17 protein-coding genes and 1 other RNA gene are annotated in these 18272 nt (G+C 35.9%); 6 read left to right on the top strand and 12 right to left on the bottom strand.

Features of this window, described 5'->3' with window-relative positions:
• Positions 1-64 precede the first annotated feature (64 nt).
• The 8 genes from IPM56_02935 to IPM56_02900 form a co-directional block, all read right to left on the bottom strand.
• Positions 65-271 carry a hypothetical protein gene (locus IPM56_02935; GenBank protein ID QQS36925.1) on the bottom strand — a complete coding sequence of 69 codons (207 nt, stop codon included), beginning with the start codon at positions 269-271 and terminating at the stop codon, positions 65-67.
• A complete protein-coding gene (locus IPM56_02930; GenBank protein QQS36924.1) occupies positions 271-1254 on the bottom strand; it encodes a phage integrase SAM-like domain-containing protein in 984 nt (327 codons plus the stop codon). The genes IPM56_02935 and IPM56_02930 overlap by 1 nt, the downstream gene beginning before the upstream one ends.
• Before the next feature lie 493 nt (positions 1255-1747).
• Positions 1748-2108, bottom strand: a transfer-messenger RNA (tmRNA) gene (ssrA, locus tag IPM56_02925).
• Positions 2109-2144: 36 nt separating this feature from the next.
• Positions 2145-2699, bottom strand: coding sequence for a cob(I)yrinic acid a,c-diamide adenosyltransferase (locus tag IPM56_02920; protein QQS36923.1), 555 nt, complete (start codon positions 2697-2699; stop codon positions 2145-2147).
• On the bottom strand, positions 2696-3799 hold the full coding sequence (locus IPM56_02915; GenBank protein QQS36922.1) for an aminomethyl transferase family protein: 1104 nt from the start codon (positions 3797-3799) through the stop codon (positions 2696-2698). Before IPM56_02915 ends, IPM56_02920 begins: the two co-directional genes overlap by 4 nt.
• 132 nt (positions 3800-3931) lie before the next feature.
• Positions 3932-4786 (bottom strand): hypothetical protein, encoded by an 855-nt coding sequence (locus tag IPM56_02910; GenBank protein QQS36921.1) that lies wholly within the window; start codon positions 4784-4786, stop codon positions 3932-3934.
• A gap of 59 nt (positions 4787-4845) precedes the next feature.
• Positions 4846-6210 (bottom strand): dipeptidase, encoded by a 1365-nt coding sequence (locus IPM56_02905; protein QQS36920.1) that lies wholly within the window; start codon positions 6208-6210, stop codon positions 4846-4848.
• Between the two features lie 11 nt (positions 6211-6221).
• Entirely contained in the window at positions 6222-7247 is a 1026-nt protein-coding gene (locus IPM56_02900; protein QQS36919.1) for a hypothetical protein, read from the bottom strand.
• Between the two features lie 208 nt (positions 7248-7455).
• Here IPM56_02900 and IPM56_02895 point away from each other — a divergent pair, with 208 nt between their 5' ends.
• Positions 7456-8841 carry an LptF/LptG family permease gene (locus tag IPM56_02895; protein QQS36918.1) on the top strand — a complete coding sequence of 462 codons (1386 nt, stop codon included), beginning with the start codon at positions 7456-7458 and terminating at the stop codon, positions 8839-8841.
• Positions 8825-9907, top strand: coding sequence for an LptF/LptG family permease (locus IPM56_02890; protein QQS36917.1), 1083 nt, complete (start codon positions 8825-8827; stop codon positions 9905-9907). The genes IPM56_02895 and IPM56_02890 overlap by 17 nt, the downstream gene beginning before the upstream one ends.
• A 2-nt stretch (positions 9908-9909) precedes the next feature.
• Here the strand turns inward: IPM56_02890 and IPM56_02885 are convergent, their stop codons facing one another.
• From IPM56_02885 to IPM56_02870, 4 genes are all read right to left on the bottom strand, one after another.
• Positions 9910-11343: a hypothetical protein gene (locus IPM56_02885; protein ID QQS36916.1), complete on the bottom strand. Its 1434-nt coding sequence runs from the start codon at positions 11341-11343 to the stop codon at positions 9910-9912.
• A gap of 24 nt (positions 11344-11367) precedes the next feature.
• Entirely contained in the window at positions 11368-12945 is a 1578-nt protein-coding gene (locus IPM56_02880) for a hypothetical protein (GenBank protein QQS36915.1), read from the bottom strand.
• Between the two features lie 165 nt (positions 12946-13110).
• A complete protein-coding gene (locus tag IPM56_02875; GenBank protein ID QQS36914.1) occupies positions 13111-13437 on the bottom strand; it encodes a DUF3467 domain-containing protein in 327 nt (108 codons plus the stop codon).
• A 9-nt stretch (positions 13438-13446) separates the two neighbouring features.
• Positions 13447-14613 carry a tetratricopeptide repeat protein gene (locus tag IPM56_02870; protein ID QQS36913.1) on the bottom strand — a complete coding sequence of 389 codons (1167 nt, stop codon included), beginning with the start codon at positions 14611-14613 and terminating at the stop codon, positions 13447-13449.
• 225 nt (positions 14614-14838) lie between these two features.
• Between IPM56_02870 and IPM56_02865 the strand changes: the two genes are divergently transcribed.
• Genes IPM56_02865 through IPM56_02850 form a run of 4 tightly spaced genes read left to right on the top strand, consistent with a single transcriptional unit; the run spans position 14839 to position 18271 of the window.
• Positions 14839-15963, top strand: a complete 1125-nt coding sequence (locus tag IPM56_02865; GenBank protein ID QQS36912.1) for an adenosine deaminase — start codon at positions 14839-14841, stop codon at positions 15961-15963.
• Positions 15938-16273: a hypothetical protein gene (locus IPM56_02860; protein QQS36911.1), complete on the top strand. Its 336-nt coding sequence runs from the start codon at positions 15938-15940 to the stop codon at positions 16271-16273. Before IPM56_02865 ends, IPM56_02860 begins: the two co-directional genes overlap by 26 nt.
• A gap of 2 nt (positions 16274-16275) precedes the next feature.
• Positions 16276-17940, top strand: coding sequence for a urocanate hydratase (gene hutU, locus IPM56_02855; GenBank protein QQS38212.1), 1665 nt, complete (start codon positions 16276-16278; stop codon positions 17938-17940).
• Position 17941: 1 nt separating this feature from the next.
• The gene (locus IPM56_02850) at positions 17942-18271 is read left to right on the top strand and encodes a hypothetical protein (protein ID QQS36910.1); all 330 of its coding nucleotides are present in this window, start codon (positions 17942-17944) and stop codon (positions 18269-18271) included.
• Position 18272: the final 1 nt, after the last annotated feature.

Here is an 18272-nt window from a genome sequence, read left to right as displayed (position 1 = left end):
AATGAGGGACTTGGAGCAGATGTAGAGATGATTATTCATTTGCTTTTGAAAGTTTTGAAAATTATTAAATCTGAATAGATGTTCCATTCTCGGATATCTGTGTACAGATCATATCCCCTAATACTCTTTCTCCCGCGGAGGTCAACTTTAAATCATCATCAATTAAGCCATGCATTCTTAATAATCCTAATTCAAAAAAATCCTCTTCCGGATCCAAAATATGACCTCGTTCACATTGCATTAATATTTTAAGCTTTATCTCATTTTCCATTATTGTTCTCCAAAATTCACAATACTCAAATTAGGCCTTGCCCAAGCTTTCTTTAATTCTTCGGTTTTATCCTTGCGGGTTATATCAAGATATTTTTTAAAAGTTCGAAAATTTTTATGCCCCGAAATACTCATCACAATTTCGGCTTTCATTCCCCTAAGTAAAGACTGCGTTATGAATGTCCTTCTTGCCGTGTGTACAGAGACAAATTCATATTTATAACCTTCAATTCTCAAAGCCTGACTTCCCCGGTATCTTACTATTTTTACCGGGTCATTGATTTCCGCCAATTCACAAAGCTCTTTAAGGTATAGATTTAATTTTTGATTACTAATTCTGGGCAACGGAGTGGACTCTGATTTGTACTTCTCAATAATTTCGGATGCCTCATCAAGAAGCGGGATTTCAATTACATCTCTTGTTTTTTTAACTCGTAAATACCAAACATTATCTTTAATATCTTCCCATTCAATTCTATTTAGATCAGAAAATCTTCCTCCTGTAAAACAACCAAATAAAAACAGATCTCGCACCCTACTTAATCTTGGATTATTTTTTAGATTGAGGTCTGATAGTTTGGTTAGCTCAAATGCCGAAAGAGTGATTATATCTACTTTATCTTCTTTAATTTTAAATTTTTTGAAAACGTTTTTTTTATTCATTCCTCTATCATAAGCCCAGTTCAAAAATATTTTAAGAAGACCAATAATTTTATAAGCAGAATTGTTAACCATTCTCTTTTCACCGAGCAAAAAATTCAGCAACTTATCATAAAAGAGCAAATCTATTTTATCAAACGAAATTTTAAATCTTTCGACCGACTCAAATTCCAACAAATGTTTTTTTATGGTCGTGAATTTCCTTATTGAGTCATAACTCAAATCTTTTTTCCTTGTGGTAATAAACAAATCTAATGATTCAAAAAAAGAAAGTTGAGAACGCTGAGTTTTACCAAATTTCTCTAACACAAATTCTTTTATCATCTCATAATCTGCCGATGGATTCTCTCTTAAAATCTCCCGAATTGATCTTTTAACATCTTCTTTATAACTATCTAAGAAATCATTCAGTTCGCTTGAATCGGGGCTTTTGTTTTTTCCTTTTTCTATCGCACGTTCAAATGCTTTATCCCAATTCAGAGGATTGATTTTCTGACCTGTGTTAAGGATTAGAGTTTTGGTTTTATGGAGTGATCTTACATAAGCATAGATCGTTTTCTCTTGTGATTTAAGATTCTTCCGTTCGAGGTAAAAATGTATGTTCATAACTTACTCCTTATTTATTTCATGGGTTCGACTACTGAAATATAATAAATCAAAAATAAATTTCACACACATTTCACACACATTTCACACACAATTGCTTTATTTTGCTTTACTTTACTTGCCTATCACATAAACAAAAAAAGCCTCTTTCGAGGCATTTTCTAATGTTTTTATAAAATAAAGTAAAGCTCGGTTAAGGAAGATAAATACTGGGTGGAGGTGCGGGGAGTCGAACCCCGGTCCGAAGTTAAGATCCAAAGAACGCCTACATACTTAGTCTGTTATTGTTTTAACTTAAAGCTACCTGACAGACAAGGATCACTTTAAGCCTGCTCATTAAAGATTTTGCTTCATCCATAAGAGCGATGGAATCTGCTATCATACCTAAACGTCGTTCTTATATAACCCGGTATGAGAAATTATACAGAACGGCTGTTAATGTTTAATTAAGCAGCTAAGGCGTAGTTATATTCGCCAGTTATTGTTTTGTACCGCTTTGTTAACGTGTACACGGAGAACACGGTATGCAGTTCAATGCCTCTTTAACCCCGTCGAAACCAAAATTCACCCCCAGGGTGAAATTGAAAATCTCGTAATCCAAATTTCATCTATAACTTTGGATTCCAGATTACATCAGGGATGTTTGAGACTTTGTTTTCAAAACGTGAAAGAACAAAAAATAAATCCGATAACCTGTTAAGATAAATTATTACTTCAGAGCTGATTTTTACACCATCATTAATCGCAACTACTTTTCGTTCAGCTCTTCTGCAAATTGTCCTGCAAACCTGAAGTAATGAAGATCCTTTTGAGCCTCCAGGTAGAATAAAATTTTTAAGTTCGTCAAGTTGCGCTGTATAATAATCAATTGCGTTTTCAATTTCAGCGGCAAATTCAGGTGTTACTCTTGTTATGTTAAGTTTTTTATTTTTTTCTGTATCAGGTGTAGCTAGATCCGACCCCAATACAAATAATTTATTCTGAATTTTTTGTAAAAGAATTTTTACTTCAGCAGAGTTACATTCAATTATTGCCAAACCGATAAACGAATTCAATTCATCAACAGTGCCATACGCTTCTATTCTTGATGAATTTTTCGAAACCCTTTCCCCGCCGAATAATCCTGTTTCCCCATTATCTCCCGTCTTGGTATAAATTTTCATTTTTTAAATGGAACAGAAGCTAATTTAATTTTTATTTTTTTGCCTGCATTCATTTTACAGAACAATTCTGTCTCATCACTTAAAAAAGACTTATGTATATAAGCCAGTCCGATAATTTTTCTCAGTCTGGTTGATTCCACGACTGACGTAATTATTCCGGCTTCGTTATCCTCATTATTATAAAGCAGGATTCCGGATGTCATCCCGGGAAATTCTTCAAGCTCAATTCCACAAAGATTCTTTTGAACTTTATCGTATGTATCTAAACGTGCAATAACTTCCTGACCAATAAAACATCCTTTTGTAAAACTGATATATTCCTTTAACCCTGATTCCAATGGATTATAGTTATCATTTAATTCTTCGGGAGCGGAAAGCAATCCTTGTTCGATTCTATAAATATTATAAGATTCTTCACCAACAAGATTCAGATTAAACGGTCCTTTATTCTCAAACACATACCTTGTGAACTTATGTGCGTTATTTGCATCGGCAATAATCCAGAACTTTATAGAGCCATTTTTCTCTTTAATCTTAAGGAGAAAGAACAACATCCCTTCAGTATTAATTATTTTGAATGAGTCCGGTGGAATACTATTTACTATACTTCCGCAAACGAGAGTTACAATTGAATCTGCCTGTGGACCTATCAATTCAAGCAAAGTATATTTTCCATTCGCATCGTTGGCTTTAACATCATCTGTTATGATGTATTTATTAATCCAGCTTAACACCTTCAGCTTATAAGTATCACTACATATCAGAAGCTGGTGACCTTCAAAATTCATAATTGTGGCTAAATCAATTATCCTTCCCTTTTCAGTTACAAAAACGGTATTGGTTAAACCTTCTTTGGGTAAATCTTTTACAGCATTTGTACTTATCCTGTGTATAAAGTCAAGTGTGTCTGCGCCTTTGAGTTCAATTATTCCTGTATGGGAAATATTTCTCAGCCCGACTCCGTTATAAATCGAATCAAGTTCAGATTCTAAAGAGGTATACGTCTTTACAGTACCGTTACCGTTATGTTTTTCAATACTATATCCAAGTGAATTTATATACTCAACAAGTGGATTAACATTTACATCAACACCAGTCATCCCATCTCCATACTTTTAATACCAATTATAACTCCTTCTGATTAAATAAATTTTACCCGACGAACCTATACAACAATTAAACTGAAATAAACTCACCGGAAGATTTTTGATGTGCAAAGATACAAAAAAAAATTAATATGACCGCGTTTGATGCGGATTTCGCGGGTTGAAGTAAAGGCTATCTTTCATATTCCATAGAAAAACAACAGAGTCATGCACAGCGATTTTTTTGTCTGATTCGTAAAACACATATTCATAGTAATCGGGATAGATATCATTATTCGCATTAGTAATAGTTCGTTGAAATCTTAATCCTTTGTAGGTCATTAACAGGTGCGGCATTGATGTAATACCATTAACAAGAAAATAATTGTAATCAATGTGTCCGACACCCTGGGCATAATGAAAATTTAACCGGATATATGGTGTATTTTGATAATTCCATTTTTCCATTGAGAGCGTGTTAAACCCTCCGTGAGATGGTACCGGTGCTTCCCAGATTGTTTTGAATTTTCCATTATCACATTCAAATAAAACCAAATAAAAAAAAGCAGTACCGAGTTTTGTACTATCCAGATCAATATAACTCTGATCAAATCCAACAATATTTTTTGTATCGATCAGGCGTTCACCCGGTTTTGAACTTGCAATAACTGCAAAGATATATTTATCCGAGTAAATAACGGCAGATGAAGGAATGTTGTATGTAAGTGTTTTGTCCAAATCAACCAGGTAGGTACCTGGTGGATAAGTATCAAGGATATATTCGGTGAGTGCAATGGTATCACATACAGTCCTGGAAAGTGCTTGTTCTTTTTTTATGCTGAGATTATATCTTTGAATTTGAGCATCTTTATCAGGTAGGTTTGCGACATTTAAATTCCCGTCATGATTTCCACTATCAGAATTTTCATTTCCGCATGACTGAATAATAATCAGTAAAGCTATGCAACCTATCCTAACAATAGAATTAAGTCTTTTAAACATTTTCAATGTTATTTAAAATAGTAGAGACAGCACAAAATGCTGTCTCCATAAATTTTAGTTTATAAAGAATATTCCTTCAGAAAATAAGCAGAGCTCATTATACCAAGCTGGTAATGATTAAGATCAAAGTGCTCATTTGGTGAGTGAAGATTCTCGGTATTCAAACCAAGTCCCATTAATACTGCCGGTGCTTTTAGTTTCCTCTGGAATACAGTTATGATCGGGATAGAACCTCCCTCACGCATAAAAACTGTTTTCTTGCCGAATGCTTTTGATATAGCTTTTGAAGCAGCCAGAATTGCAGGGTCTTCAAGTGGTGTCATTGCGGGTAAACCACCGTGTAAATCAGATACCTTCACCTTTACGGATTTGGGTGCGATCTGATGTATATACTTGGTAAATAATTTTGCAATTTTTTTCGGTTCTTGATTAGGGACTAAACGCATACTGATTTTAGCTGTGGCTTTTCCAGGCAGTACAGTTTTAGCTCCTTTGCCGGTGAACCCTCCAAATATTCCATTACAGTCAAGCGTTGGTCTTGCCCAGATCCTCTCGAGTGTTGTAAATCCTTTTTCACCTTTTAGTTCTGCGACACCAAGTTCTTTTGCGAATTTCTTTTCAGAGAATTTCAGCGCTTTAAAATTCTCTCGTTCTTTTTTCGTCAGTTTCAAAACATCATTATAAAAACCTGGGATGGTAATTTTTCCATCTTTGTCCTGAAGTTTTGTAATCATTGAAGCCAGAATATTAATCGGGTTAGCTACCGCCCCGCCAAATGTACCTGAGTGAAGATCACGATTTGGTCCGGTGACTTCAACTTCCATATAGCTTAAACCGCGTAAGCCATAAGTTAAAGTCGGTATGCCTGGTCCATAAAGCGATGTATCTGAAACGAGTACTGCATCACATTTTAATAAATCAGTTTTAAGATTAATGAACGATTCAAGATTACCGCTTCCGATTTCTTCTTCCCCTTCAATTAAAAATTTTACGTTGAGAGGAAGACTACCTGCAGTTTTGAAAAATGCTTCGACACTTTTTATGTGCATGTACATTTGTCCCTTATCATCGGTAGCGCCTCGAGCAAAAATTTTCCCATCTTTTATCACGGGTTCAAATGGTGGGCTGTCCCATAACTCAATCGGGTCAACAGGCTGCACATCATAATGTCCGTAAATTAATACTGTGGGTTTACCAGGTGCACCCAACCATTCACCGTAAACCAACGGATGTCCTTCCGTTTGAAAAACTTCTACCCTGTTCATTCCTGCCGATGTAAGTTTATCAGCAACAAATTGTGCTGCGTTATTGATATCTGTTTTATTTTCAGGAAGTGTACTTATACTGGGGATTCTTAGGAAATCTTTTAATTCCTCGATGTATAAATCTTTATTGTTCCTGATATAGGATATCACTTCTTCCAATTTTTTTCTCCTTAATTATTATTGAGATTGAATTTATAAATAACGGGAATGAAATCTTTAAAATTTTTAACCGATCGTTCATCAATTTTCTGAAGTACTTCGCCGGGCGGTATGAAAAAATTTCTCCACGGATCGTCAACAAGAAAAATATTGCCTTTATCATCGATGGTGATTGATTCAAGTGAAACCACATAATCAAATTCCGGATGTGATGGAATATTTGTGGTTACCGTTCTTAAAACCGAATTACTGATTTCCAGTTCCTCATCAAAACTTATATGAAAAATATTTTTATTGTTCCGGTCAACTCCATACAAAGAATAATTTTCATCTGAATACAGACCGCAGATGGTATGAATACCTAACGGACGTGTACTTATTTCCTTAACAATGCTCAGATCATTTTTATCAACAATATAAATAACTGTACTGTCAGTAAATATTCCATTTTCATAAAAGCCTTCAAATCCAAAATAGAAATATTTTTCATCAGCAGCAGCACCTTCAAAACCAAGATTGTTTTTTACATATCGATAAAAATCTGTTGAAGGTTTAATATCAAGCTTTTCAATGGAAATAATGGAATCTGAAAATACATTTTGGTCTTTAAAATTCAGCTTAAATATTGATGTGTATTTAACAGGCTCAGGACCATTTCCTTCTACCGATAAATAAATATTTCCTGTATGCCTGTCAATAAAAATTTCTTCAAAATCTATTTTGGGATACATAGCAAACATTGAATCGAGTTTTGAGTCGAAGTGAACAGGATAGAAGTTGAATATCGTGTCTTCTTTTATTTCCAGCCTGTTGATTTTACCAATATCATCACAAATCAGGAATGAAGGATACTTATCCATACTGTACCCGATAAATGTAATTCCTGATGTTTGATCTGTTCTGTAGCTGTCGTTACTTAACCAGCGGGGGAAGTGTGCATCTCTTTTGAAATTTAATTTGTCTGAACTGCTTAAAAAGTTACAGCCAAAGCAGATAAAAAAAGTGAAGAAGAACAGAAGCGCCTTGGATCGGATCATAATTCAACTATTATTTTTCATTTGTTCAAATATAATAAATACATACGGAAAATAAGAGATTTACTTTTTTCATTTTTATTTGAGTATAGAAGTCTGAATTCTAATTCTCTATCCTGAATTGTAGTATATAAATTTCAAAAATAATTATGGACATTACCGGAAATAACTGTTCCTTGTTAAACTTTTATACCTTGGTTATATTTCATCCATGATTTTATACAAGTACATTCTAAGAACCCATATAGCTCCATTCACTTTTTCCGCTGTGACAATCATCCTGATTTTCCTTTTGCAATTTTTAATGAAGTTTGCAGACAGGCTAGTTGGGAAAGGACTTGACACATGGGTTGTAATTCAATTGATAGTATTCAGTCTTGCCTGGATGGTAGCACTTGTAATTCCAATGGCAGCGCTTGTAGCATCGCTCATGGCGTTTGGTTCTATGTCGCAAAACAACGAGGTGACAATAATGAAATCATCGGGTACATCACTTTACCGGATGATGATACCTCCCTTTGCAGCAAGTATAGTACTTGGTTACCTGTTATTGTTATTCAATAATGATGTTCTTCCAGATGCGAACCACAGATTAAAATATCTTATGCAGGATATTTCAAACAAAAAACCGACTCTCTCACTTCAGCCGGGATTTTTTTCACAGGAAGTTTCCAATTATGCAATGCTTGCAAGAAAAATTGATGAGCAGACAAACATTCTTAGTGACCTTACGATTTATGATTACACCGAGCCTCTGAAATTAAAAGTTGTTACAGCGGAACAGGGAAAAATATTTTTTTCCAAAGATCAGACAAAACTGATAATGGATCTGAAGAACGGAGAAATACACGAAAGTGATGTACAGCAGGCGCATCTGTACAGAAGACTTGAATTTGAAAAACATAGAATTACTATGAATGCGGACCAGTTTTCATTTCAGCAATCCTCACCCGGTGGTCCAAGAGGTGAACGTGAACTGAGTTCAGCTCATATGCTTGCGATAGTTGACAGTCTGGACGTTTTGCATCAATCGTATCTCAGCTCCATGACAAAAGAAGTTCAAAAATATCTTTTTGCTGACAGTACTATTATGAACAATCCTTTTCCAGTTCTGCACAAAAATAAAACTGATCTTACTTATCTGCGTGCGATTGAAAAAGTACGAACGGCAAAGAATTTTATTCTATCACAGGCAAAACGTGTTGAGTATAATCAGGCAGAGATGGATAAGTACATGGTGGAAGTTCATAAGAAATATGCATTACCGGTTGCTTGTGTTGTTTTCGTTTTGATTGGCGCACCACTTGGAATTATGGTACGAAAAGGCGGGTTCGGTGTCGCCGCTAGTATAAGTCTTTTTTTCTTTCTTGTTTACTGGGCATTTTTAATCGGAGGTGAAAAATTATCTGAGCGGGGTTTCTTTTCACCATTCTGGGGTATGTGGTCCGCAAATATCCTTATCGGAATTGCCGGAATTATCCTAACATATAAAACAAACAAAGAAACAGTTACAATCAACTTTACCTTCTTTAAAAAATTGATTCCCAAAACCTGGCGAATGCCTGATTCCGAAAAACAAGATGAAAATTTTAGATAAGTATCTCATCCGTCAGTTTGTTCAGACAATATTATTCGGAATACTAGCATTCACTCTAATATTTGTCGTCATCGATGCGATTGAAAATCTTGATGACTTTATTGATCAGGGCGTGCCCGGTTCCGTCATACTACATTATTATTTTGTATTTACTCCTGAAATAATAAAACTTATAACACCTGTAAGCGTGCTGTTTGCAGCACTATTTACAGCGGGTAAAACTGCAAACCTGAGTGAGCTGACCGCAATAAAAGCAAGCGGAGTAAGTCTGTACCGATTTATGGCTCCGTTTATTGCAGCAACAATTCTCGTTAGCTGTATTTCAGTTTACTTTGCGGGTTATCTTGTTCCGATGGCAAATCAGACAAAAATAAATATTGAACGTAATTACCTGAAACGCGGATTCACTTTTGCCGGAAGTAATATTTTTTTCCAGGATATCAGAACAAGGATTATAGGTATTTCGTACTTTGACAATAATGCAAACCAGGCAACCCGGGTAACAATCCAGGAATTTTCACCTGATGATCTTACAAAAATGAAAAGCAGAATTGACGCAACGAGCATGATCTATGATTCAGTAAAGGTAGAATGGATTGCTGTAAGAGGTGTTAAACGAAATTTTATTTCAACAGGACAAAAAGATATTTACTTTGATTCGCTTGCACTTAAGGATTTAAACTTCACTCCAGATGATCTTCTTAAAAAACAGCAAAAGCCTGAAGAGATGAATTTGAGTGAGCTTAATGAACTTGTAAACAATCAGAAGCGGGCAGGTAATGATCCTACCAGCACGCTAATTGAATATCATTCAAGATTTGCTTTCCCGGCAGCCAGTTTGGTTGTAGTGCTTTTCGGATTACCTATTTCTGCAAACAAACGGAAAGGCGGAATTGCTGTACAGGTTGGAATAAATATTCTTGTTACGTTTATATATCTTGTATTTATGAAAATCAGTCAGGCATTTGGAAAGAATGGTGCACTTGATCCGTTCATAACTGCATGGGTTGCGAATTTTATTTTTTTAGCTGGAGCGATTTATAATATAGTAAGAGCAAAAGGATAGAATTAATTAATTTTCCAGCGTGATCCGAAAGAAAGTGATAACTGTTTTGAATGGTTAGGCGTTACTAAAGTCTGCACTTCCGATGTTGCTAAATGTAACTCGACAATTTTAATATCCACTCCAATCCCCATTCCCATATTAAATCCAAATTCATAGCTGTAGGAAAAACCGGCACGAATATATGGGACCCAATCTATCGGCTTCCATTCAGCACCTATCGCAAACCGTGGGTATTTTGTATTACCGGGAAAATTATTAAATCCCTGGTTAAAGTCGAAGCCTAATAATAATTGACCAGGCACTGCATCTTTTTCAAATTTGTACGAAACTCCTAGTCTTAATGCCGAAGGTAGTGACGTTGTAAATTCATTTATTTTATTACTTTCTCCGGTTAATCTATTTTCAAGAGTATCCATCTGCGCATCATTACTTAAATCATCGAAATAAACTTCACCAAACGTTGTAAATGAAGCGGTATTTTCATTCCAAACAATTTGACCGAGATCAGTCAGCGCAAATGCGAATTGCCAATTATCCTTGGTTGCGGCTAAACCAAAATCGAATCCATACCCAATACCAGCAGGTGATGGGAACAGGCTAAATGAACTTTTCCTGCTTACTGAGTCAAAATCATACTTAACTCCGAAATCATCAGAAAAAGCCGAATAGCCTAAAATATTAGTAGACCCCGATATTTCGTGAGAGGAACCGGTAGTAAAATTAGCACCAAATCTTTCTGTACCGATATATGAATAGCCGTGAATTAGTTTTATTGAAGTACCGACAGTGAACCTGTCAAATGTGGATGTTATCGGATGAACAACATTCCTTGAATAAGAAAGTGAATAGTTTCTGATCCACCATGCTTTTGCATTTGAATCATCTAGATTAAATCTTTTTCCGACCGGATTTCCATTAAACGCCACGTCAGTAACACCAGATGGTAAATACAGTTTAGCCCCGGCAATATCCTGTATGGCAAAAGCAAACGCGCCAACTTCATCATTAACATTAATACTGAATGATAAGATGCTTACTGAAGCATTCATAAAGACTAATCCCCCATCTTCAATTAAGGTATTGAATTTATCTTTATCTGCCTGAGTGAGGATCCTCGGTTCGCCGTTTACCCCGCCAAAAAAATAGTTGAATTGATTAAGTGTTAAAAAGTTTGTTCCGCTGTTTAAGGAAACAGCAGGTAACGGCAATATGGTAGTAAAGTCAATAAAACTTTTTTGATCTATGGAAAGATTTGCAGGATTGATACCGATTGAATACACTCCTTGTGATATAGCATTTGAGGTTCTTGCCAGACCAATACTCCTTGTATCAATGGTGCCTGTTGATCCGTACTGTGCAAAGATAGAAAACTGTGAAACCAGCAGTACTATACTCAGTACTGATAAAATCCTTGTATTTAAAATTTCGATAGTCACTATTAAACCTACTCGACTATATTATTAATCGTTAATGTCAATATTATAATTTGTTGTACAGTACGCTTTTATTTTTAACCAGGCTGATGGTCTAACGGCAACATAAACAGGCGGGGTGTTACCCGAATGTTTCGTCGACACTGTTACATAAAAATCCGCGGAGTAAGAGCGTGACAGCATTTCTACCTGGGCTGAATCAAGCACAATTCGTATCGGCTGACTCTGAATTGATGCGGTTACTTCTCCGCCGGGACTCACTTCTGCCGGTTCAAAATAAACCGAATCGGAGCCGGTGATGTCTTTTGTTATTGTAAATAAATAATTTCCGTTACTATCATTCAGATCTAATCGGAGCCACATACCAACGGGAATAGCAGTTTCCACTTCGATAATAAAGTCTGCGCTTCTTCCATCCTCAATCAGGTCTCTGTCTTTTTGCCCGATTTCCAATGAAGTTACATCCTGAATTTTTGCGTTATGAAGAGAAAGAATACTTCTTGTTGAAAATTCAGTTTCAATTTTAATTGAATCTTCAATTGAAGCTGTAACTCTTTTGTGGTCAGGATTCATAATATATTCGGCACGAACTATAATTGAGTCAGGAAGAAAAGCTACAAACTCGTTAATGTTACTATTTTGTTCTGTATAATTTTTTTTAACGGATGCTCCACTTAATCTCAATGTATGGAAAATGTTGCCGGTAGAATCTCTCATAAAAAATTCTGTCCCATCATTACGGATTCCTATAATGTTTAGATTCCTTACTTCCACATCAACCGGGTGCTGTAATGGAGATATATAACCAGCCGTGATTTCTAATAAAGCTTCTGCCAATATCAGTTTATCCCTGAAGTTCTCAATACTGTCAACATCAAGTTCAAATACATCCTCACTATACCCAAGTGACTTTGGCGGAAGTAAACCGGCTGCACTGATGAAAGAAAAGTTGGATATATATAAATTTCCGATAACATAAGTTTGCATAGGAACGGCAGAGCTAACCCTGGAGACAATTTGCAATTTATTGCTATTTACGCCTCCCGGGGGTAACTGATATCTATGATTTGCCAGGCTATATGAAACTGAATCAAACATTGCAGGAGCCAACTGAAAATCAAATGACAGATTCTCTCCGTTGGGTGTTAAGATTGCGGGAAACCTGATATTAATATTCGCCCTGTGGCTACTGGGGTTATAAAACGATAGAGCTAAATTCCCATTACTGAATAATGCATTTTCAAGTTCAACACTATCGGGAAATTCTACATATACAATTGCACTGTCATTATCAGATGCAGGCATTGGAATATTTTGAATTGAGGTTTCAAAGTCGAGACTCATAAATTCAGATATATCGGAATAATGCAAATAATTATCTGACTGAAATAAGTATATTAAATCGCCGGAGGAAGAATCAACACTTATATAAGGATTCTCATTAATTATTTCACTAAGTGTAAAACTTTTATTAATCAACGGAACATTAAGATTTACCTGCCATGTGGGTAACAGCACTTCATCAGGCAAATCAAAGCATGAAATGAATGCAGAAGACAGAATCATCACAATAATTGCTGCTTTTAAAAAAACCACTCTATGCATTTAACATTCCAATAAAATATGTTACTGTCAGAATTTTTATTACTATTAACATTATCGAAAATATTAGCGAAGAATTGAGAATAATCTAGCAGAGAACCATATAAAAAAATTCCCTTCTCTTTTCAGCGAAGGGAATCCAAAATACAATTGGAGATTAAAATTGTACTAATTTATTTTCTCATCTTTTGGTGCAGCCACAAATCCAAAGTGTTGATTTGGAGGTGCGTCCGTTCTTATTTCACCAAATCTTGCTTCAAATTTGTCGATGTTATCTTTAAGAGCTTTCATCAACATCTTTGCATGCTGCGGTGTAGTGATTATTCTAGCATGTACTTTTGCCTTTGGAACTCCCGGTACAATCCTGGTAAAATCAATAATGAACTCTGCCGGTGAATGTGTTATTATGGCGAGGTTTGAATAGATTCCTTCCGCCTCTTTTTCACCCAGTTCAATATTTATCTGTTGACCTTGCGGTTGATTATTCTGGTTCATTTTAATCTTTTATTTGTTCAATTTGTCTGCTTTATCAAATGCATCTTCAGCTTTTTCCGTCATACCCAGAACTCCATACACTCTGCCAAGCAGTTCCCAGGTTGCTGCATCATCACTTTTCATATCAACAACTTTTTCAAGATGAGGTAATGCCATTTCATATTTACTTTTATACTCTGACGATGTTTCGCCTTTGTCTTCAGCTAATTTATTAAGATGGGTACCCCACTTAACATATGTTACACCAAGATTGTAGATTGCATTTTGATATTCGGGGTCAATATCAACTGCCTTCGTAAACTGTACAACAGCTTCATCAAATCTATCAGCTCCAAGTAATAAAACGCCGTAGTTGTACCTGTAATATTTATTTTCGGGCTCTTGTTCAACACCGGTTTTAAAAGCGTCAATTGCTACATCGATTTTATTCGCGCCTATATAAGAGTTTGAAAGATACAATAAGATTTGCTGATCATTCGGATAAGTTTTTCTTCCATCTTCCAAAACCTGTATGGCTTTATTAAATTGATTTATTGCTTCTGAGCTATCAGCTAAATTTTTTGAACTTTTAAACTCACTCATTTTATCTGAACCTTTATCGTAATAAATCTTTCCAAGCAACCTGTACCCATCCAATTCTTTTTCCAGATCAATTATTTTTTGAAGTGGTTTAATTGCATCATCTGGTCTCTCGGCATTGATATAAACAAATGCAAGGTTTTTATAGGTATCAGAAGAGTCCGGCTGCATTAATACAGCATTTTCAAATTGATATATTGAACGCTCATAATAAATTTTGATGCTGTCTTCATTATCAGTGTTATTTCCCCTTTGGAAAGAACTTACACCCTTGTTAAACAAATTTGCCCAGGCATATTTTTTTGAATCTTCTATATGTGTTTCAAACTTTTTGCTTATAGCAAGTGAGGCATCGAATGCTTTGAGCATTTCATCATAATTCTCTTTCTCACTATAAACTACACCAAGCCAGTAATAACCTTCGTCACTTTTGGGGTTTTTTGATACTTCAGATTTCAATGATTCCAATGCTTTATCATAATTCTTTTGCTGTATATACAATTTAGCACTGGTTAACTCTGTTGATGAACATTGGAAGCCCATAAAGGCGAGCCCGGTAAACAATATTAACACGATTATTCTTTTTGAGATTTGCATTTCAACTCCGCTTTTAGTCAATAATTATGGGATCAAAATTACCATATTGGCTATGCAGAGTCAAGAATAAACTCATTGCTAGTAATTCATATTCTTGTCCTCGACTATTTCAATCTAATTAAAATTATTTATGAACTATTCTGCTATTAATAGCAATTGTCGTTACCATTTAAATTGATTTTCCAGCCCAAAAAGGATATTTTTACAAGCAAAAATGAGGTTGATTTGACGACTCAAGATGTAATAAAAGCTGTTCCCAAAGTCCTTCTGCACGATCACCTCGATGGCGGACTAAGACCTCAAACAATTATTGATCTCGCAAAAGAACTTAAATACAACAAACTACCAACGAATGATTCCGGTGAATTAGCACAATGGTTCCATCGCGGGGCTAACAAGGGAAACCTTGTTGAATACTTACAAGGATTTGAGCATACCTGTGCTGTTATGCAGACAAAAGAAAGTCTTGAACGCGTTGCATACGAAATGATGGAAGACATGAAGAACGATAATGTTTGTTATGTAGAAACTAGATTCGCACCTGTATTTCATCTTTCAAAAGGATTATACCAGGAAGACACAGTCACTGCAGTATTGAATGGATTAGAAAAAGGGAAACAGGATTTCGGTGTTGGTTATGGACTCATACTTTGTGGAATGCGAAATATGAAAAACACTCTTGAAATTGCAGAGCTTGCGGTAAACCTTAAAAATGAGGGTGTTGTTGGTTTTGATCTCGCCGGTGAAGAAGGCGGCTATCCGCCTAAAAAACATATCGAAGCTTTCCAGTTTATTCAAAGAGCAAATTTTAACATTACTATTCATGCCGGTGAAGCTTTCGGTAAAGAATCGATTTGGCAGGCTATACAATGGTGCGGTGCACATCGTATCGGACACGCAACTCATCTTATTGAGGATATTGTTATCGATGGGAAGAAGAATGTTTTAAGCTTCGGCGATCTTGCCCAGTACGTTCTTGATAAAAGAATTCCACTTGAAATATGTCTATTAAGTAACGTTCACACCGGTGCAGTTGATAGGATTGAAAATCATCCGTTCGGAATTTTCTTTAAAGAAAAATTCCGTGTCACAATTAATACAGATGACCGTTTGATGAGCGATACAACTCTAACAAAAGAATTTTTAACAGCAATAGAATACTTCGGATTGAATCTTGAAGATGTGGAAAAAATTTCAATCAACTCAATGAAGTCTGCTTTTATTCCTTACAAGGAAAGACTTCATTACATCTACAATGTTATTAAACCGGGTTACCAGAAGATCAGGGAACAATTGTTATCATTTAATACCCACACAGGAGAACATGAAAAAACTATTCACAAACTATAATCTTGAACTAAACAAAAATGAAAAAAAACTTCTGCTTAGTTTTTGCAGACAGTCATTAAAACAAATTGATGGGGATGGTAAGTACTTCGCAGAATCAAAATCTCTCAACTCCATAATTTCCAAACTAAGCGGTTCAGATGATGTTATAAAACTTACAAAAGATGAAAGAACACGGCTAAAGTTTCAGCTTAAACAAAATGTTGACTTTATGAATAAGGAAATTAAAAAGAGCTGGTTCTTTAAAAGATGGTTGTACAAATCACTGCAAAAACAATATGAAAATTTATTAGCAAATCATTTTGAAGGATAATGATGCTCACAACAACAGATACAAAAATAATTAAAGCACCAACAGGTAATACACTTTCCTGCAAAGGATGGATACAGGAAGCAGCAATGAGAATGCTGATGAACAATCTCGATCCGGATGTCGCGGAAAATCCATCTGATCTAATTGTTTACGGCGGAAGCGGAAAAGCAGCACGCAACTGGGAAGCGTATGAAGCTATCATTTCATCATTAAAAAATCTTGAAGGCGATGAAACACTTCTTGTACAATCAGGTAAACCTGTTGCAATATTTAAAACACATACAAACGCACCGAGAGTTATAATTTCTAATTCAATGCTCGTTCCAAGATGGGGAACGTGGGAAGAGTTTCGCAGACTTGAAGCACTCGGTCTAACTATGTACGGACAGATGACAGCAGGAAGCTGGATTTACATCGGTACCCAGGGAATACTTCAAGGCACTTATGAAACTTTTGCAGAATGCGCACGAAAATATTTTGGCGGAACATTAGCAGGTAAATTTGTTCTTACTGCCGGACTTGGTGGAATGGGCGGTGCTCAACCACTATCAGCTACTATGAACGGCGCTGCTTTTCTTGGTGTTGAAGTTGATCGTTCACGCGCTCAAAAAAGAATTGAAACCGGTTACCTTGATGTTATCACAGATAACCTTGATGAAGCTTTATCTTTAGTTCTTGATGCGAAGAAAAATAAAAAAGCTTTATCAGTTGCGATAATTGGTAACGCGGGAGAAATACTTCCACAGATAATTGACCGAAAAATAATTCCTGATGTAGTTACTGATCAAACATCTGCACACGATACTTTAAATGGATATGTACCAATGGGAATGTCATTTGATGAAGCATTGAATCTTCGTAAATCAAATCCCGATGAGTACATAAAGCTTTCAAAGAAAACTATTGTTAAACATTTACAGGCAATGCTTGAATTTCAAAAACTCGGCTCAATAGTTTTTGATTACGGAAATAACATTCGCGGAGAAGCACAGGCTAACGGCGTTTCAAATGCTTTTGATATTCCGGGATTCGTTCCTGAATTTATCCGTCCGTTGTTCTGCGATGGTAAAGGTCCATTCAGATGGGCAGCACTTTCCGGTGATCCTGAAGATATTTATGTAACCGATAAAGCTGTTAAAGAAGCATTCCCTGAAAATAAATTACTCGCCAACTGGATTGATATGGCGCAAAAGAAAGTTCACTTCCAGGGATTGCCCGCGCGTATATGCTGGCTTGGTTATGGTGAACGCGCAAAGATGGGATTGATATTCAATCAACTTGTTGCTGATAAAAAAGTAAAAGCTCCGATTGTAATCGGAAGAGATCATCTTGATTGCGGATCAGTTGCATCACCAAACCGCGAAACAGAAGCAATGATGGATGGAAGCGACGCAATTGCTGACTGGCCAATACTCAACGCAATGCTTAACTCAATCGGTGGTGCAAGCTGGGTATCAGTGCATCATGGCGGTGGTGTTGGAATCGGAAATTCAATCCACGCTGGTATGGTCGTAGTTGCTGACGGAACAAAAGAAGCCGCTGAAAGATTAGAAAGAGTTCTTACTTACGATCCTGGAATGGGGATTGTCCGCCATACTGATGCAGGTTATGAGCGAGCAACTAACAATGCAAAACAGTTCGGTGTTAAAATTCCAATGATGAAATAGAATGAAAAAGTTTTTATTACTTCAATTGATTTTTCTTTTACTGACATGCATTTCAATTAATGCACAGGATAAGAAAATTAATTTTGAAGATTGCACATTCAATGGGTTTCCACTTTACGGGAAAATAAAAGTTGTTGATTCATTCCCAGATATTAAGGTTCAGATAGTGGAATCTTTTCCTGACCTGAAAGTTAAAATCGTTGAATCATTCCCTGATGAATGCGGCAAATGGAAATTTGTTGATTCGTTTCCGGATGTAAAAATCCAGTTCGTTGATTCGTTTCCAGATATCAAAATAAAATTCGTGGAATCGTTTCCCGGTAAACCGTAAT

The sequence above is a fragment of the Ignavibacteriales bacterium genome, from assembly GCA_016700155.1.
GTDB lineage: Bacteria > Bacteroidota > Ignavibacteria > Ignavibacteriales > Ignavibacteriaceae.
This window is presented reverse-complemented; position numbering and strand designations above follow the sequence as displayed.